General features: G+C 69.3%; 19 protein-coding genes. 9 read left to right on the forward strand and 10 right to left on the reverse strand.

Annotated elements, in window-relative coordinates; genetic code table 11:
* The first annotated feature begins 124 nt into the window (after positions 1 to 124).
* From ACOZ4N_RS09665 to ACOZ4N_RS09680, 4 genes are all read left to right on the forward strand, one after another.
* Positions 125 to 1711, forward strand: a complete 1587-nt coding sequence (locus ACOZ4N_RS09665) for an acyl-CoA carboxylase subunit beta (RefSeq protein WP_424019716.1) — start codon at positions 125 to 127, stop codon at positions 1709 to 1711.
* Between the two features lie 63 nt (positions 1712 to 1774).
* On the forward strand, positions 1775 to 1969 hold the full coding sequence (locus ACOZ4N_RS09670) for a hypothetical protein (protein WP_424019717.1): 195 nt from the start codon (positions 1775 to 1777) through the stop codon (positions 1967 to 1969).
* Positions 1970 to 2017: 48 nt separating this feature from the next.
* A complete protein-coding gene (gene purB / locus ACOZ4N_RS09675) occupies positions 2018 to 3406 on the forward strand; it encodes an adenylosuccinate lyase (protein ID WP_424019718.1) in 1389 nt (462 codons plus the stop codon).
* Positions 3407 to 3460: 54 nt separating this feature from the next.
* Positions 3461 to 4111 (forward strand): helix-turn-helix domain-containing protein, encoded by a 651-nt coding sequence (locus ACOZ4N_RS09680; protein ID WP_424019719.1) that lies wholly within the window; start codon positions 3461 to 3463, stop codon positions 4109 to 4111.
* On the opposite strand, the gene ACOZ4N_RS09685 is transcribed toward ACOZ4N_RS09680, so the two are convergent.
* From ACOZ4N_RS09685 to dapA, 8 genes are all read right to left on the reverse strand, one after another.
* Positions 4112 to 4564: a hypothetical protein gene (locus tag ACOZ4N_RS09685; protein ID WP_424019720.1), complete on the reverse strand. Its 453-nt coding sequence runs from the start codon at positions 4562 to 4564 to the stop codon at positions 4112 to 4114.
* A 133-nt stretch (positions 4565 to 4697) separates the two neighbouring features.
* A complete protein-coding gene (locus ACOZ4N_RS09690) occupies positions 4698 to 5498 on the reverse strand; it encodes a TSUP family transporter (protein WP_424019721.1) in 801 nt (266 codons plus the stop codon).
* Positions 5499 to 5518: 20 nt separating this feature from the next.
* Positions 5519 to 6592, reverse strand: coding sequence for a M20 family metallopeptidase (locus ACOZ4N_RS09695; protein WP_424019722.1), 1074 nt, complete (start codon positions 6590 to 6592; stop codon positions 5519 to 5521).
* Positions 6592 to 7497 carry a diaminopimelate epimerase gene (dapF, locus tag ACOZ4N_RS09700; protein WP_424019723.1) on the reverse strand — a complete coding sequence of 302 codons (906 nt, stop codon included), beginning with the start codon at positions 7495 to 7497 and terminating at the stop codon, positions 6592 to 6594. The genes ACOZ4N_RS09695 and dapF overlap by 1 nt, the downstream gene beginning before the upstream one ends.
* On the reverse strand, positions 7485 to 8732 hold the full coding sequence (lysA, locus tag ACOZ4N_RS09705; RefSeq protein WP_424019724.1) for a diaminopimelate decarboxylase: 1248 nt from the start codon (positions 8730 to 8732) through the stop codon (positions 7485 to 7487). The genes dapF and lysA overlap by 13 nt, the downstream gene beginning before the upstream one ends.
* Positions 8729 to 9559 carry a 2,3,4,5-tetrahydropyridine-2,6-dicarboxylate N-succinyltransferase gene (locus ACOZ4N_RS09710; protein ID WP_424019725.1) on the reverse strand — a complete coding sequence of 277 codons (831 nt, stop codon included), beginning with the start codon at positions 9557 to 9559 and terminating at the stop codon, positions 8729 to 8731. Before ACOZ4N_RS09710 ends, lysA begins: the two co-directional genes overlap by 4 nt.
* On the reverse strand, positions 9556 to 10314 hold the full coding sequence (dapB, locus tag ACOZ4N_RS09715; RefSeq protein ID WP_424019726.1) for a 4-hydroxy-tetrahydrodipicolinate reductase: 759 nt from the start codon (positions 10312 to 10314) through the stop codon (positions 9556 to 9558). The genes ACOZ4N_RS09710 and dapB overlap by 4 nt, the downstream gene beginning before the upstream one ends.
* Positions 10311 to 11231, reverse strand: coding sequence for a 4-hydroxy-tetrahydrodipicolinate synthase (dapA, locus tag ACOZ4N_RS09720; protein WP_424019727.1), 921 nt, complete (start codon positions 11229 to 11231; stop codon positions 10311 to 10313). Before dapA ends, dapB begins: the two co-directional genes overlap by 4 nt.
* 304 nt (positions 11232 to 11535) lie before the next feature.
* Between dapA and ACOZ4N_RS09725 the strand changes: the two genes are divergently transcribed.
* Complete coding sequence (locus ACOZ4N_RS09725) at positions 11536 to 12033, forward strand: NYN domain-containing protein (protein WP_092657361.1); 498 nt, start codon at positions 11536 to 11538, stop codon at positions 12031 to 12033.
* On the opposite strand, the gene ACOZ4N_RS09730 is transcribed toward ACOZ4N_RS09725, so the two are convergent.
* Positions 12030 to 12212, reverse strand: coding sequence for a hypothetical protein (locus ACOZ4N_RS09730; protein ID WP_424019728.1), 183 nt, complete (start codon positions 12210 to 12212; stop codon positions 12030 to 12032). The genes ACOZ4N_RS09725 and ACOZ4N_RS09730 overlap by 4 nt on opposite strands.
* Before the next feature lie 166 nt (positions 12213 to 12378).
* Between ACOZ4N_RS09730 and ACOZ4N_RS09735 the strand changes: the two genes are divergently transcribed.
* The 4 genes from ACOZ4N_RS09735 (at position 12379) to ACOZ4N_RS09750 (ending at position 14570) form a co-directional block, all read left to right on the forward strand.
* Complete coding sequence (locus ACOZ4N_RS09735) at positions 12379 to 12897, forward strand: PUA domain-containing protein (RefSeq protein ID WP_424019729.1); 519 nt, start codon at positions 12379 to 12381, stop codon at positions 12895 to 12897.
* A 169-nt stretch (positions 12898 to 13066) separates the two neighbouring features.
* On the forward strand, positions 13067 to 13447 hold the full coding sequence (locus tag ACOZ4N_RS09740; RefSeq protein WP_424019730.1) for a nascent polypeptide-associated complex protein: 381 nt from the start codon (positions 13067 to 13069) through the stop codon (positions 13445 to 13447).
* Position 13448: 1 nt separating this feature from the next.
* Positions 13449 to 14168, forward strand: a complete 720-nt coding sequence (locus ACOZ4N_RS09745; RefSeq protein WP_424019731.1) for a methyltransferase domain-containing protein — start codon at positions 13449 to 13451, stop codon at positions 14166 to 14168.
* 3 nt (positions 14169 to 14171) lie between these two features.
* Entirely contained in the window at positions 14172 to 14570 is a 399-nt protein-coding gene (locus ACOZ4N_RS09750) for a hypothetical protein (RefSeq protein WP_424019732.1), read from the forward strand.
* Here ACOZ4N_RS09750 and ACOZ4N_RS09755 read toward each other — a convergent pair.
* Entirely contained in the window at positions 14567 to 15166 is a 600-nt protein-coding gene (locus ACOZ4N_RS09755; RefSeq protein WP_424019733.1) for a hypothetical protein, read from the reverse strand. The genes ACOZ4N_RS09750 and ACOZ4N_RS09755 overlap by 4 nt on opposite strands.
* Positions 15167 to 15169 lie beyond the last annotated feature (3 nt).

Consider the following 15169-nt stretch of genomic DNA (forward strand, 5'->3'; position numbering starts at 1 on the left):
ATCATTGTTCCGCTTTCTCCACTGTATAGCTAACAGCGTTCAGAGGTGCGCCAAATCTTTTGGTCCTGTAATATATTGGTTCGGGCATGACTCGCGAGACGCGGCGAACCACGGTGAGTGCGCCATGAGTGACGAAGGAGACGTCGCGGACCTGATAACGGCCGTCCGCACGGAGAAGGAAGCCGTCGAGGACGCAGGCCGCCCCGAGGCGGTCGAGCGCCAGCACGAGGCGGGCAAACTGACCGCTCGCGAACGGGTCGACTACCTCTGTGACGAGGGGAGCTTCGACGAGATCGGCAAACTCGCGGCCCCGATGCCGACCACGCCCGAGGTGGCCGACTGGGAGCGCGAGGACGCCCCCGCCGACGGCGTCGTCTGTGGCATCGGCGAGGTCGACGGCCGGCCGGTCGCCATCATGGCCACCGACTACACTGTCAAGGGTGGCTCCATCGGCCACGCCGGCGGCCGGAAACTCCAGCGGGTCGCCACGCTCGCGCGCGACCGGGGGTACCCGTTCGTCATGCTGCAGGACGGTGGCGGCCACCGCATCCAGGAGGGCCTCGACGCCGCGCCGACCGCCCGCGGGGACAACGGCTTCGCCAACCTGCAGGAGACCCTCTCGGGGTGGGTCCCGACCGTCTCCGCGATGCTGGGGCCCGGCTTCGCCGCGCCCACCAACTTCGCGGCGCTGTGTGATTTCGTCCCGATGGTCGAGGGCACCTCCACGCTGGGCGTCGCCGGCCCCTCGCTCGTGGAGGCGGCGCTCGGGACCGACCTCTCGAAGGCGGAACTCGGCGGGCCGACGGTGCAGGCGACCCGCAACGGGATGGCCGACCTCTCGTGCGAGGACGACGAGGCCTGTCTCGACGCCGTCCGGACCTACCTCTCGTATCTCCCCCGGAACGCCACGCACGACCCGCCGACGACCGACGACTGGGCGGCCCCGGCCGACGCGACGGTCGACGCCCTGACCGACGTGATTCCGGCCAACGAGAAGAAGGGCTACGACATCTACGCCATCGTCGAGGGCATCGTCGACCGCGACTCCTTCTTCGAGATGAAGCCCGGGTACGCCCGCAACATCGTCACGGGCTTTGCCCGACTGGAGGGGCGGCCCGTCGGCGTCGTGGCGAACAACCCCCGACACAAGGCCGGCACCATCGACACCGCCGCCGCCGACAAGTCGAGTCACTTCGTCTCGGTCTGTGACGCCTTCGACCTCCCGGTCCTGACGCTCATCGACGTGCCGGGCATCCTCCCCGGCCCCGACTCCGAATCCGAGGGCGTCGCCCGCCACGCCGCGAAACTCCCCTTCGAGTTGAACCGCGCGACGGTCCCCACCGTCACGGTCTGTCTTCGCCGGGGCTACGGCTACGGCTACGTGGCGATGGGCGGCGGGCGCTCGGCCGACACCGACCTGAGCATCGCGTGGCCGACCGCCGAGATCGCCGCCATGGGCATCGAGGGGGCCGTCGACGTGGCATACCGCCGGGAGATCGAGGCCGCCGAGGACCCCGACGAAAAGCGGGCCGAACTCGTCGAGAAGTTCAAGGACCGCACCGACGCGGTCCGTGCGGCCTCGCGGCTCGGCATCGACGCCGTGGTCGACCCCGGCGACACCCGCGAGCGAATCGTCCGCGCCATCGACCGCGCAGAGGACACCAGGGAGGACGACTGGCCCCCCAAGAAACACTCCATCAACCCTATCTGATCTCGACGCTGGCTTGCGAGTGCAGGCACCAGCGGCTTCTCTCCGTCGCCCCTCGTTCGAGTGATGACAGCTCTCTCCGACCGTTCCGTCCGCGACCTCGGTATCGTCTCGACGCTGGTCGACGCGCTGGTGGCGTTCGCCCGCGGCCGACCGAAAGCCGGCGCGCTGTTGCTGGGGGCTGCGGCGCTGTCGACTCGGATCCCCGGGCTCGGCGTCGCCGTTTCGGTGCTGTTGCGGGTGTACCGGAAGCTCGCCTGATCGGCGGGCTTCGATACCCCTTTGGGCCGGCCTCGCCCATCGACGGGTATGACAGACCGCAGTCCACTCTCCGCCGTCTCGCCGCTGGACGGGCGGTACGCCCGCTACACCGAACCGCTCGTTCCCTACGCCAGCGAGCAGGCGCTGATCCGCGCCCGCGTCCAGGTCGAAGTCGAGTACCTGATCGCACTCGCCGATCTGGACGCCACGCCGCTGGAGATCGACCCCGACCAGCGCGACCACCTCCGGGCGCTCTACGAGGAGTTCGACGAAGGCGACGCCGAGATCGTCAAAGCCCTCGAAACGCAGGGCTGGGAGGACTACTCGGCGACCAACCACGACGTGAAGGCCGTCGAGTACTTCGTCCGCGAACACCTGCCCGACGGACTCGACGCCGCGCAGTGGATCCACTTCGGCCTCACCAGCGAAGACGTGAACAACCTCGCGCACCGCCTGCTGGTCAAACCCGCCGTCGAGGACGTGCTGGTGCCCGCCCTCCGGGACGTGCGGGACGCACTGGCCGAGATGGCCCGCGACCACCGCGACGTGCCGATGCTCGCCCGCACGCACGGCCAGCCCGCGACGCCGACCACGTTCGGCAAGGAGATGGCCGTCTACGCCGCCCGCCTGGGCAAGGCGCTGGGCCGCATCGAACGCGCCGCCGACGGCCTCTCGGGCAAACTCGCCGGCGCGTCGGGGACCTACGCCGCCCACGACGCCGCCTATCCCGACGTGGACTGGCCCGCCTTCTCGGAGTCGTTCGTCACCGGCCTCGGACTCGACCACACCGAACTGGCCACGCAGGTCAACCCCTGTGACGACCTGGAAGCGCTGTTCGACGCGCTCCGTGGCGCGAACAACGTTCTCCTCGATCTGGACCTGGACGTGTGGCTCTACGTCTCCGACCGCTACCTCGGGCAGGAGGCCACCGCCGGCGAGACCGGCTCGTCGACGATGCCCCACAAGGTCAATCCGATCGACTTCGAGAACAGCGAGGGCAACCTCTCGAAGGCCAACTCCGATCTGGTCTTCCTCGGTGATTACGTCACCACCTCGCGGCTCCAGCGGGACCTCTCGGACTCGACGGTCAAGCGGAACGTCGGGGCCGCACTCGCCCACTGTCTCGTCGGCTACCGGAAGTGCGAGCGCGGGCTAGAGAAGGTCGTCCCCAACGAGCAGGTCATGCGCGAGGACCTGGAGTCGACGCCGGAGATCGTCGGCGAAGCAGTCCAGACCATCCTCCGCCGGGAGGGCCACACCGACGCCTACGAGCGGGTGAAGGAACTCACGCGGGGCCGGCGGGTCACCATCGAGGACTTCCGGGACCTGTTCGCCGAACTGGACGTGAGCGAGGACGTACGGGAGGAACTGACGGCCCTGACACCGGCCGGCTACGTCGGTGTGGGCGACGAACTGGTCGACGAGTTGGACGGCTGACAGTGAGCTGTCGGTACCAAACGCATATGCTGGTCGGGCGCAATCACTGAGCAAATGCGATACGTCGAGGGCCTGTTGACGCCGGATCGGGGGTGGATTCACCCGATCGAACGGCGCATCCAGCAGGCACCGGGGATCAAGAACGAACGGATCCTCCAGATGGAACTGCTCGACGACGGGACGGTGACGACGATGTACGAACTCAGCGGCGACCGGGAGGTCATCGAGTTCGCCGCCGAGTACGTCCCCGAACTCATCACGTATCAGGTCTCGCCGATGCAGGATCGGATCATCACCTACGCCCATCTCGAATCCAACGAGATGCTCACCGGGCTGCTGGAACTCCCCCACACGTACCAGATCGTGCCGGACTTCCCCATCGAGTTCGCCAGCAACGGCGGGATCAGGCTGACCGTCGTCGGCGACGAGGATCAGATCCGCCAGGCGATGGACGCCGTGCCCGACGGCATCTCGGTCGAACTCCAGAAGCTCGGCGACTACGCCCCCGAGAACGAACGCCTGCTCTCGCGGCTCACCGACCGCCAGCGCGAAGTCGCCGAGATCGCCGTCGATATGGGCTACTACGACACGCCGCGCCAGGTCACCTACGACGACATCGCCGAGGAAGTGGACGTCGCGCCCGGTACCGTCGGCGAGATCCTCAGAAAAGTCGAGTCCCGGCTGTTGAACGCGCTTCTCGGGTAGTCAGCGCCCGAAGCCCGTCTTCGGTCGAACGGAGAGTTCCTGCCAGTGGTTGATCGCCCAGTAGCCGACGCCGGTGGCGATCATCCCCGCCGCGAGGAAGTAAAAGAGCAGGTGCGACGTGACCAGCGCACCCGGATTCCGGACCGCGTGCAAGAGGCCTTCACCGCCCAGCGTCAGGACGACGAGGGTGACGAGCGCCACCACGCCCGCACCGCCGATGACCGTCCGGCCGTCGAGGCCCTGCGTCTCCGCGATCAGGACCGCGCCGACGAACGCCGTCGCCATCCCCAGCACGTACGCCGGGAGGCGGTCGCTCAGTCCGACCGCCTCGCCCGACACCAGGGCCACCAGCCCCAGGAACGTCGCCGTCAGGACGAGCGTGCAGGTCGCGATCAGCGCCCCCGCACGCCCGATCGATTCCGCGTCGAACCGTCGCCGCTGTGCCATTGCCATATCTATTGCTCTCCGAGCCGCCGACAAAAGCGTTTACGCGGCGTCTGACGGGCGTCTGCCGCGTGACTGCCGGGCGCTATCAGGGATGGAAACTCCGGTCGCTGGAGCGACAATTCGTCTCGCAGGCGTGCCCTCACAGCCCGGCCAGACCGGCACCGGCGAGGCGGACGCCGATGACGACCAGCATGGTGTAGACGGCGGCGTCTCTGCGTCGGGACGTTATCATCGGACGGAGTCGCTTGCCCGCGGTGACGCCGACGAGACCGGGGACCGCTGCGGCCGCCGAAACCGCGAGTAGCGACGACGACCCGTACAGACCCAGCAGCCAGGCGGTCGCGACGCGAACCGTGCCGACGCCGAGGAAGATCATCGCGACGACGCCGACGAACGTCTCGTGGTCGAGATCCAGCGACCGCAGGTACGCGACCACCTGGACACCGACGTTCGAGGCACCGAACACGAGGCCGGCGGCGACGCCGAGCAGTCCCTTGCGGGCGTGGGTCTCGACGAGGCAGAACGACTCGAACCGCCGCTGGCCGGGGAGGCCGATCCAGGGCTGACTGACGGCGACGTAGCCCAGCGTGAACAGCCCCAGGCCCGCCGACAGCGGTGCGGCGGGGATCCGCGTCAGCGCGACCATTCCGGCGACGGTCCCGACCGCCCCCGCGGCGACGAACGCCCAGAACCGCCGGACGCAGGAGCGGAGTCCCGCGCGGTCGAGTTCGGTCACGAGCGAGAGGTTCGCGGCCAGGATCGGCAGGATGACCACGACGATGGCGGTCCGGGGCTCCAGCAGCGAGGCCAGCGTCGCCGTCGCGACGATGGCGTACCCGAAGCCGGTGACGCCGGTGACCAACCCACCGGCGAAGACGGCGGCGAACACGAGCGCCAGCGTCGTCACGTCGTAGGCCACGCCGGTGGATCGACCGCGCACCTCAAAAAGACGCCTCCCGCTCAGTCGAGCAGGGACTCGACGGCCGCCGTCGCGATCTCGCCGGCCCGTTCGACCTCGGGACGGCGGACGTACTCGCGCTCGGCGTGTGCGACCGCGCCGTCCTCGTCGGCCAGAACGCCCGGACCGAACACGACCGTCGGCGCGTCGGCCGCGAAGTAGGAGGCCTCGGTCGCGGCCCCGAACGGACGGATCTCGCCAGCGCCGGCCCCCTGGAGCGCGGTCACCACGTCGCTGTCTTCGGGCGTGGCGAACGCTTCGAGGAACGGCGTCTCCCGCTCGGTGTACTCGAAGGAGAGCGTCATCGAGTCGGGAATCCAGGACTGGAGGTGCGCCTCCAGTTGCTCGCGAAAGCCCTGCTGGGTCTCGGGCGGGACGCTCCGCCGGTCGACCGTAATCGCGCACTCGGCGGGGATCTGGTTCGTGGCCTCGCCACCCTCGATCACGGTCGGTTCGAGCGTCGGCCGCCCGAGCGAGTCGTGTTCCGGCGGGCCGACCGTCTCGTCGTACGACTCCAGCGCCTGCAGGACGGGCGCGACCGCACGGATCGCACTCGCGCCGCTCTCGGGTTCGGCGGCGTGGGCCGCGACGCCCTCGATAGTGACTGTGCCCTCGAACCGACCCTTCGCGGCGTTGCAGATGTCAAGCCCAGTGGGTTCGCCGACGATGTAGCCGTCCGCGTCCAGGTCCAGGGCCGCCGCACCCGTCGAGTACACCTCCTCGTCGGGCGTGACCGCCAGCGTCAGCCGTCCCGATTCGATCTCGGCGTCCAGAAACGCCGACACCAGTGCCGCGAGCGGGCCCTTCGCGTCGCAGGACCCGCGGCCGCGGACGATCTCGCCGTCGATTTCGAGCGGGACGTGCGGTGGCACCGTGTCGATGTGCGTGTTGCAGACGATGTGGGGGCCGTCCGAATCACCCGCACGCGTCGCCAGCGTGTTGCCGGCGTCGTCGACTCGCGGGTCGACGCCCTCGTCTTCGAGGGTCTCGACCAGGAACTCGCGCATCTCGGTCACGTCCTCGTGGGACGGAATGGCGACGGCGGACTCGTGGAACTGGAGTGGGTCGAACGCCATCAGTCGTCACCCGTGACGCCGTCGAGTTCCACGTCGAAGGTCGTCGGGTCGACGACGGTGACGGTGCCGGTGTACTCGCGCTCGACCGGCCCCTGCAAGAGCGCGTCGCGCTCGGTCAACTGGACGACGAGGCGACCGCCCGGCGGGTGGACCGGGACCCGCTGGCCCCGCTCGACCTTGCCCAGACGCTCGGCGGCGGCGACGATGGCCACCGCGCCCGTCCCACAGGAGTCGGTCTCGGCCTCGACGCCCCGCTCGAAGGTCCGCTGATCGAACCCGCGAACGGTCCCGTCCGTGGCCTCGCCGTCCCGCGGCGCCGCGAAGTTGACGTTCGCGCCCTCGGGGAACACGTCGGCGTCCCGGACGGCGGGCGCGACCGCTTCCACGTCGACGGCCGTCACGTCGTCGACGAACGCGACCGCGTGGGGGACGCCCGTGTTGACCGCCGTGACGGTCAGGCCCTCGACCTCGCGCTCGACGAGTGGTTCGTCCCCGACGACTGGCACGCCGGCGGGATCGAACACGGGCGCGCCCATCTCGATGGTGACGCCCTGCTCGCCGATCTCGGCGCGGCGCGTGCCGGCCTGCGTGTCGATCATGACCTCGCTGGAGCCGGTGCGCTCGGCGACCCACTTGGCCGCACAGCGCGCGCCGTTGCCACACATGGCCGCGACGCTCCCGTCGGGCTGGACCAGCGTCATCACGACCCGGGGCGGAGAGTAGTCGGCTTCCAGCGCCAGAAAGAGGACGCCGTCGGCCCCGCGTTTGCGCGCGTTGGGGTGATCGAGACCGGTCTCCCGGTCGCAGAGTTCGGCCGCGAACGCCCGGCGGTCCGGAACGTTCTCGGCCGCGTCGACGATGACGAAGTCGTTGCCCGTGCCGTGGTATTTCTCTACTCCGACCATGTTTCCAGTCCTGTGATGTCCGCGACCGCCTCCCGACGCACCGCCAGCCGCGCGTCGTTGCCGTCGAGGGCAACCACGGCCGGCCGCGGCCGGGAGTTGTAGTTACTGCTCATCTCGTATCCGTAAGCCCCCGCGTTGCCGACCGCGAGCAGGTCGCCACGCTCGGGGTCGGGCAGGGACCGGTCCTCGCCGAGTACGTCCGCCGTCTCGCAGATCGGGCCGGCGACGGTCGCCGACACCGGCTCGCGGTCGCCCGCGTCGGGAGCCAGCGACCGGATCGCGTGGTAGGAATCGTACATCGCCGGGCGGACAAGCGTCGTCATCCCGGCGTCGACGCCGACGACCGTCGTCTCCGGCGTCGGCTTGACCGTGTTGACGCGGGTCAGCAAGACGCCGGCGTCCGCGACGAAGTACCGACCGGGTTCGATCCCCAGCCTGGCGTCCACGTCACCGAACGCGTCGCGGGTCGCCGCCGCCACCGCGTCGAGGTCGAGGGGGGCCTCGTCCTCGCGGTAGGGGACGCCGAGCCCACCGCCGACGTTGACGAACTCGATACTGCCCACGTCGGCAATTACTTCGCGTGCCAGCTCACCCATCCGCGCGACGAGTTCGCGGTGGGCCTGCAGGTCCTCGCCGGAGATGCCGCTTCCGGCGTGGGCGTGGAGGCCGACGAGGTCGAACCCGCGGTCGACGGCCTCGGCCGCGAGGTCGGGGACCCGATCCAGCGGGACGCCGAACTTCGGGGCCGCGCCGGTCGAGACTTTCTCGTGGTGTCCGGCACCGACACCCGGGTTCGCCCGGATGCAGAGCCGGCCGGAGAAGCCGCGCTCGGCGAGTTGGTCGAGGGTGTCGGCCGCCCCGACGGTCACGATCAGGTCCGCGTCGGCCGCGGCGTCGACCACGTAATCGAGGTCCCGGGCGGGCGGGTTGACCGCCGTGTAGCGCACCTCCGCACCGTCGAATCCGGCGGCGAGGGCGCGCTCGACCTCGCCCGCCGAGGCACACTCCGCGCCAATCCCCGTCGACTCGATGGTCTCCAGGACCGGCTCCGTCGTGTTCGCCTTGACGGCGTAACTGATCTCCTCGGCGTCGAACGCTTCCTGGAGTCGGGCGGCGTTCTCTCGCACCCGGTCCAGATCGAGGACGTACAGCGGCGTGTCGTATTCGGTACCGAGGCCGCGCAGTCGCTCGGCGTCCCAGGCGGACAGCCGGCGGACCGCGGACCCGGTCGTCATTCTCGGAGTGCGTCTTCGCGCTCGGTACCTTCGAGGGTTTCGGTCTCGATGTCGGTCGCGACGACCGCCGGCTTGTAGGCCGCGCCGGGGATCAGGTCCTCGTCGCTGACCGACGACTCGACGTAGCGGGCGAACGCCCGGCGCTCCGGGGGCAGTTCGCCGTACAGCACCTCGTCGTCGACCAGGTCGTACACCGGAATCCGGGGCGTCAGCAGCGTGTTCTCGCCGACGATGGAGTTCTCGCCGACGCGGAACCCGGAGGTGACGCGACAGCCCGCGCCCAGCGAGACGCCGTCCTCGACGATGACCGGATCGTCCTCGACCGGTTCGAGGACGCCGCCGATCAGCGTGTTCGCGCCCAGCTTGACGTTCTCGCCGATCTGGGCACACGAACCGACCGTGTCACAGGAGTCCACGAGGGTACCGTCCCCGACGTGTGCCCCGATGTTGACGAAGGAGGGGCTCATCATGATCGCGTCACTGCCCACGTAGGCACCGCGACGGATGACGGTTCCGTCGGGTGTGTTCCGAGAGCCACGCTCGCCGATGTCGGCGGTGTCACGCAGGGGGAGCACGTCGTGGTAGGCCACGTCGCCGTACTCGCGGGACTCGATCTCGCGGAGGCCGAAGTTGAGCAGGATGCCCTGCTTGACCCACTCGTTGACCTGCCAGTCCCCGCCGGCGGGTTCGGCGGCGCGCACCTCGCCGGCTTCGAGGGCTTCGAGGAACGCGTCGAGGGTGTCGGCGTCCTCGGCGGTGGCGTCGTCGGCCGTGAGGCCGTCGTCGTAGCGGTTCCACAGGTCTTCGATCTCGGTTTGCAGGCTCATTGGTCGATGACGTTCCCGAAGTCGTACCGCCCGGGGTCCTGGTTTTCGGTCCAGACCGCGGCGTCCAGCGCGCCGGCCGCGAAGACGCTCCGGTCCTCGGCGTGGTGTGAGAGGGAGAGCACCTCGTCGTTGCCCGCCGCGATCAACTCGTGTTCGCCGCGGATGTCGCCGGCCCGGCGCGCGAAGACGCCGATCTCGTCCTCGTCACGCGGGGCGTGACCCTCCCGGCCGTAGACCGGTTCCACGTCGCGTTCCGCCTGGACGGTTTCGAGCATGGTCTTCGCAGTGCCAGAGGGCGCGTCGATCTTGCCGTTGTGATGGGTCTCCATCAGTTCGAGGTCGTAGTCCGGTACCGCAGGGAGTGCTTCCTTGATCGCCCGGAGGAGCGCGTGGACGCCGCGGGCGAAGTTGGTGGCCTTCAGGAGCGGCACGTCCTCGGCGGTGTCGTCCAGCGCAGCGAAGCCGTCTTCGTCGAACCCGGTGGTGCCGACGACCATCCCGACGCCCGCCTCGCGGCAGGCCTCGGCCAGCGACAGGGTGGCTTCGGGGACGGTGAAGTCGACGGCCACGTCGGCGTCGTACTCGGCGAGGGCGTCGGCGGCCTCGTCGGCGTCGACGACGGGGACGCCCTGCACCTCGTCGGGCCCTTCCACGTCGAAGCCGACGACCACGTCCACGTCGTCGCGGTCGGCGGCGGTCTCGATCACGGTCCGGCCCATCCGGCCGGCCGCGCCGTTGACTGCGACCTTCGTCATCGCTGTGCCTCCGCCGGTTCGGGGGCGGTTCCGTCGTCGAGGTCGTCGAGGACCGCACGGAGCGCGTCGAGCGTCTCGTCGGTGGCCCGCGAGAGCGGCGAGCGCATCCGGCCCGAGTCGTAGTGGCCGCGGATCTCCATGGCCTCCTTGATCGGAATGGGGTTGCTCTCGGTGAACAGGACGCGGAACAGTTCGCCGAGTTCGTGGTGGTACTCGCGGGCGCGCTCGTAGTCACCCGAGAGGGCGGCACCGACCAGCGCGCAGGTCCGGGCGGGCTCGACGTTGGCGGAGACGCTGATACAGCCACTGCCGCCGGTGGCGATGATCGGGAGAGTCATCGCGTCGTCGCCCGAGAGGACCTCGAAGTTCTCCTCGCGCGTGCGCTCGATGACCTCGGTGATACGGTTCATGTCGCCGGAAGCGGCCTTGTAGCCGACGATGTTCTCGTGTTGGGCCAGCGTCACGGCGGACTCGACGGCGATGTTGCGACCCGTGCGTGAGGGGACGTTGTAGATGATCTGCGGGAGGTCGACGGCGTCGGCGACCTGCCGGAAGTGGTGTTCCATGCCGGCTGGTTCGGGCTTGTTGTAGTACGGCGAGATGAGCAGCAGGCCGTCGGCACCGGCGTCGGCGGCGCGTTCGGAGAGGTCCAGCGCCTCGCGGGTGTTGTTGGAGCCGGAGCCGGCGATCACGGGCACGTCGTCGACGGCGTCGGTGACGGCTTCGATGACCTCGACGTGCTGGTCGTGCGAGAGCGTCGCGCTCTCGCCGGTGGTGCCCATGGGCACGACGCCGTCGACGCCGCGCCGTTCGAGCCACTGGGCGTGCTCGCGAAGTGTCTCGAAGTCGATGCTCTCGTCCTCGTGGAACGGCGTGGTCATCGCGGGGAACACGCCGGTGAACGTCTCGTGTGTCATTGCTGTGTTGTGTACGTGGGTGGGGATCGGTCGGAAATCGGTGCGCGCGAGACAACGAACACGGCCCGCGACGGGGGCGCTACGCCCGCCCCGAGCCTACCGCGCGCGTTTCGGTTTCGCCGTCCCCCGAAAACGGACCGCGCCACACCGGTGGCTGGTCGGCGACCCAGCGAGTTCCAGCGTGGCCCGTTGCATACACGAGCGACTGTGACGAGACGACTTAGGCGTTGCGACACTTCCCCGCCGGTTCGGGACCGTCACCCGTCCGGCAGGGTTTATCCGACGGGGTCTCCAAACACCGCGTATGACTGACGTGCATCCCGGGCAGCGCGTGGCGATGCTCGCCGACGCGCAGAACCTCTATCACACCGCCCGGAGTCTCTATACGCGCAACATCGACTACGCGTCACTGCTGGAAGAAGGCGTCAACGGCCGGGAACTGACGCGTGCGATCGCCTACGTGATCCGCGCCGAGGCCGAGGACGAGGAGAGTTTCTTCGAGGCGCTGGTCGACATCGGATTCGAGACGAAGATCAAGGACATCAAGACCTTCGGCGACGGGTCGAAGAAGGCCGACTGGGACGTGGGGATGAGCCTGGACGCGGTCACGCTGGCCGATCACGTCGATACCGTCGTCCTCTGTACCGGCGACGGCGACTTCTCGCGGCTCTGTCGCCACCTCAAACACGAGGGCTGCAAGGTCGAGATCATGGCCTTCCGCGAGTCGACTGCCGAGGAACTGATCGAGGCGGCGGATACGTTCCGCGATCTCAGCGAAGAACAGGAGACGTTCTTGCTCTAGACCGGCTGGCCGCCTTCGGAGGTCCCCAGCAGCACCGATCCAGCCGCGAGCAACAGCGCCGCGACGCTCCCGGCGATGGCCGGCAGCGGGATCTGCTGGAGCCCCGTCCCGAGGATCAGCGCCGAACCGATCAGCAGCAAGACCGCACCGACCACGACTTTCATCGAACTCGTTGGCATGATAGCTGAGAGTATGTAATTCTCGCCTATAAATCCATCCAAAACCACCTGCAGAGCCGATGATAACACGTGACAAGGTACGGTCACCAAGTCGATTGGTAACGCGGACCACAGTCGGCGTCGCGGGTGGAAGGTGTTTAGTCGCTGGCTCGGGAACGGGGAGGCGATGAACGACGAGGACGGGCGGATGCTCCGCCGGGTCGCGGATTACCAGTTCGGTGCCGGAGCAGGTGCGGCGCTCTTTCCGCCGGACGAAGACCTGGAGGTCTACCGGACGACCTCCGGCCGGCCACAGCAGGTGGTCGCCGACGCCGGTCGGCTGGTGACCTACGCCGTGGACGGTCGGTTCACGCTCAGTCCGGCCGGCGCGCGGCGACTGCTCGACGCGCTCGACGACCCCACACACCGCGTCGTGGTCGGCGAGGACAGCGACCCGTTCGTCCGGGAGGGTCGCAACACCTTCGCGAAGTTCGTGAAGCGGGCCGATCCGGGTGTCCGACCGGGCGACGAGGTAGCGGTCGTCCGCGACGACGACACCCTGCTCGGCGTCGGCCGGGCCGAACTCGCCGGCGAGGACATGCTCGACTTCGGGACCGGGATGGCCGTGTTCGTGCGCCACGGGGTCGGGCCGGCCGAGGACGAGGATGGTGAGGCGGACGAATCGGACGGAGAAGGAGCGAACTGAGCGGGGCGGGTGCGGTTGCGGAGGGCCACACCGCGTCGTACCGGACGCGGGCCGCCGGCCCGCGTCCGCCTTTTTCCCAAGTTTTTGCGTCGGGGGTGCGCCACGCGCACCCTCGGCGGAAAAAGTGGGTCCCGAAGGGGTTTTCCGCCAGCGCCGCAACCCTCCGGGTATGTTCGGAGGAGGCGGCTTCGATCCGCAGAAGATGCAACAGATGATGGACCAGTTCGGCATCGACATCGACGAACTCGACGCCGAGGAGGTGATCATCCGCACGGCCGACGAGGAACTCGTGTTCACCGACGCCGAGGTTCAGCGGATGGACGCCCAGGGCCAGGAGACCTACCAGGTCATCGGGACGCCCGAGACCCGCGAGGCCGGCGAGGCGTCGGCGGTCGAGAGCGGTGACGGCGACGCGGGCGGGAGCGGCGGCATCCCCGACGCCGACATCGAGATCGTCGCCAACCGCGCCGGCGTGAGCGAAGACGACGCCCGCGAGGCCCTCGAAGCGGAGGACGGGAACCTCGCGGCGGCCGTCGAGCGCCTGGAGTAACGTGGCGCTGTTGCTGGTCCGGGACGACCGCGAGTACCTCCTGGAACGGGGCGAGCGTCTGGAGACGGATCTGGGAATCCTGGAAGTGCCGGAAGACGCCACGGCGGGGGAGGTCGTCACGACGCACCTCGACGAGGCGTTCACGGTCCGTGAGCTGCGGGGCCCGGACTGTTTCAACCACTTCGAGCGCACCGGCGCACCGATGATGCCACGCGACGTGGGGCTGATCATGGGCCACACCGGCGTCTCCGAGGGCGACACGGTGCTGGACGCGGGGACGGGGACCGGCGTCCTCGCGGCGTACATGGGCCGTGCAGGGGCCGACGTGATCACCTACGAGCAGGACGCCGAGTTCGCCGACGTGGCACGAGAGAACATGGCACTGGCCGGCGTCGACGAGCGGGTCGACGTTCGCACGGGCGACGTGACCGAGAACCTCGACGTGGGGCCGGTGGACGTGCTGACGCTGGACACGGAGGACGCGGCGACGGTGGTCGATCACGCCGCGGATCTGCTGACGCCGGGCGGGTGTCTCGCGGTGTACTCGCCGTTCGTCGAGCAGGCTCGCGAGGTCGCCCGGACGGCGCGCGGCGTCGGGCTGGAGGGGGTCGAGACGCTGGAGACGATCCAGCGGGAGATGGACTTCGACGACCGGGGGTCGCGGCCCTCGACGGCGGGGGTCGGTCACACCGGCTTCCTGACCTTCGCCCGCCGGGAGTGAGCCATGCCCGACCGACGCGATCCGGATCGGCGGGGCCTGCTCGGGGTGGTCGACGGCGCGCTCACGATGGCGACCGCGCCCGCGGTGGAGACCGCCGCCAATCTACTCGTGGACCTCGACGGCGCGCGCCTGCGGCTCCCCTCCGTCGGCGGGCCAGTCCACATCGAGATCGAGCGGTTCCGGGAGGCCGTCCGGATCGTCCGGACCGAGGGGGAGACGCTGGAGCGACTCGACGCGACGCTACGGACCGGCGGGTACACCGCGGAGGTGTACGTCGGAGAGACCCGGGTAGCGTTGCTCGGTGTCGGTGCCGATCCGGGACGCGTGAGCCGCTGGCTCGGTGACGGGCGGACCGAGTTGCTGGCCCGCGGGGTCGCTACGGCGGCCGTTCGACACCGCTAGCGGACGGATTTCACCAGGGTGAGCAGTTCCTGCCGGAAGGAGTTCGGGTCGATATCGATGCCGGGGATCGAGATGCCCAGCAGGTCCGACAGCGACGCCGCGGGGTACGCGCCGCCCGCCAGCCGGAATTCGCCGCCGTTGGACCAGACGGCGAGGTACCCCTCGACGGGCACGTCGACGACGCTGGTCTCGATGGACGCCTCGTAGGCCTGCAACGAGGCGCGGTCGCCGGTCTCGACGCGGATGCGGTCGTGGCCCGCTTTCGATATTTCGCCGAAGCCGCGGTCACGCAGTCGGTTCTTGAACACGCTGTTTGCCTGCGTGCGGACGGTCGTGAAGACGGCCGCCGGGCCGACGGCTGGGGGAAGCGCCGGGGTAAACTCCAGTCTGGTCGCGAAGAAGAAGCGCCACATGCGGTCGACGGAACCACCGGTGAGAGTGCTGACCGTGGACCGGAGGTCCTGGTCGTCGTAGACGGCGGTGTGGCCGACGACGCGGGCGACCGGGAGTTCGAAGACGGTCTCGCTCGACCTGTCGGTGACGGCCCAGCCGTCGAGTTCGTCGTCGGGTACCCGCGGGGTCCCGTCACCGCTCATGCG

Origin of the sequence: Halorientalis pallida (assembly GCF_049605515.1) — an archaeon.
Lineage (GTDB): Archaea > Halobacteriota > Halobacteria > Halobacteriales > Haloarculaceae > Halorientalis > Halorientalis pallida_A.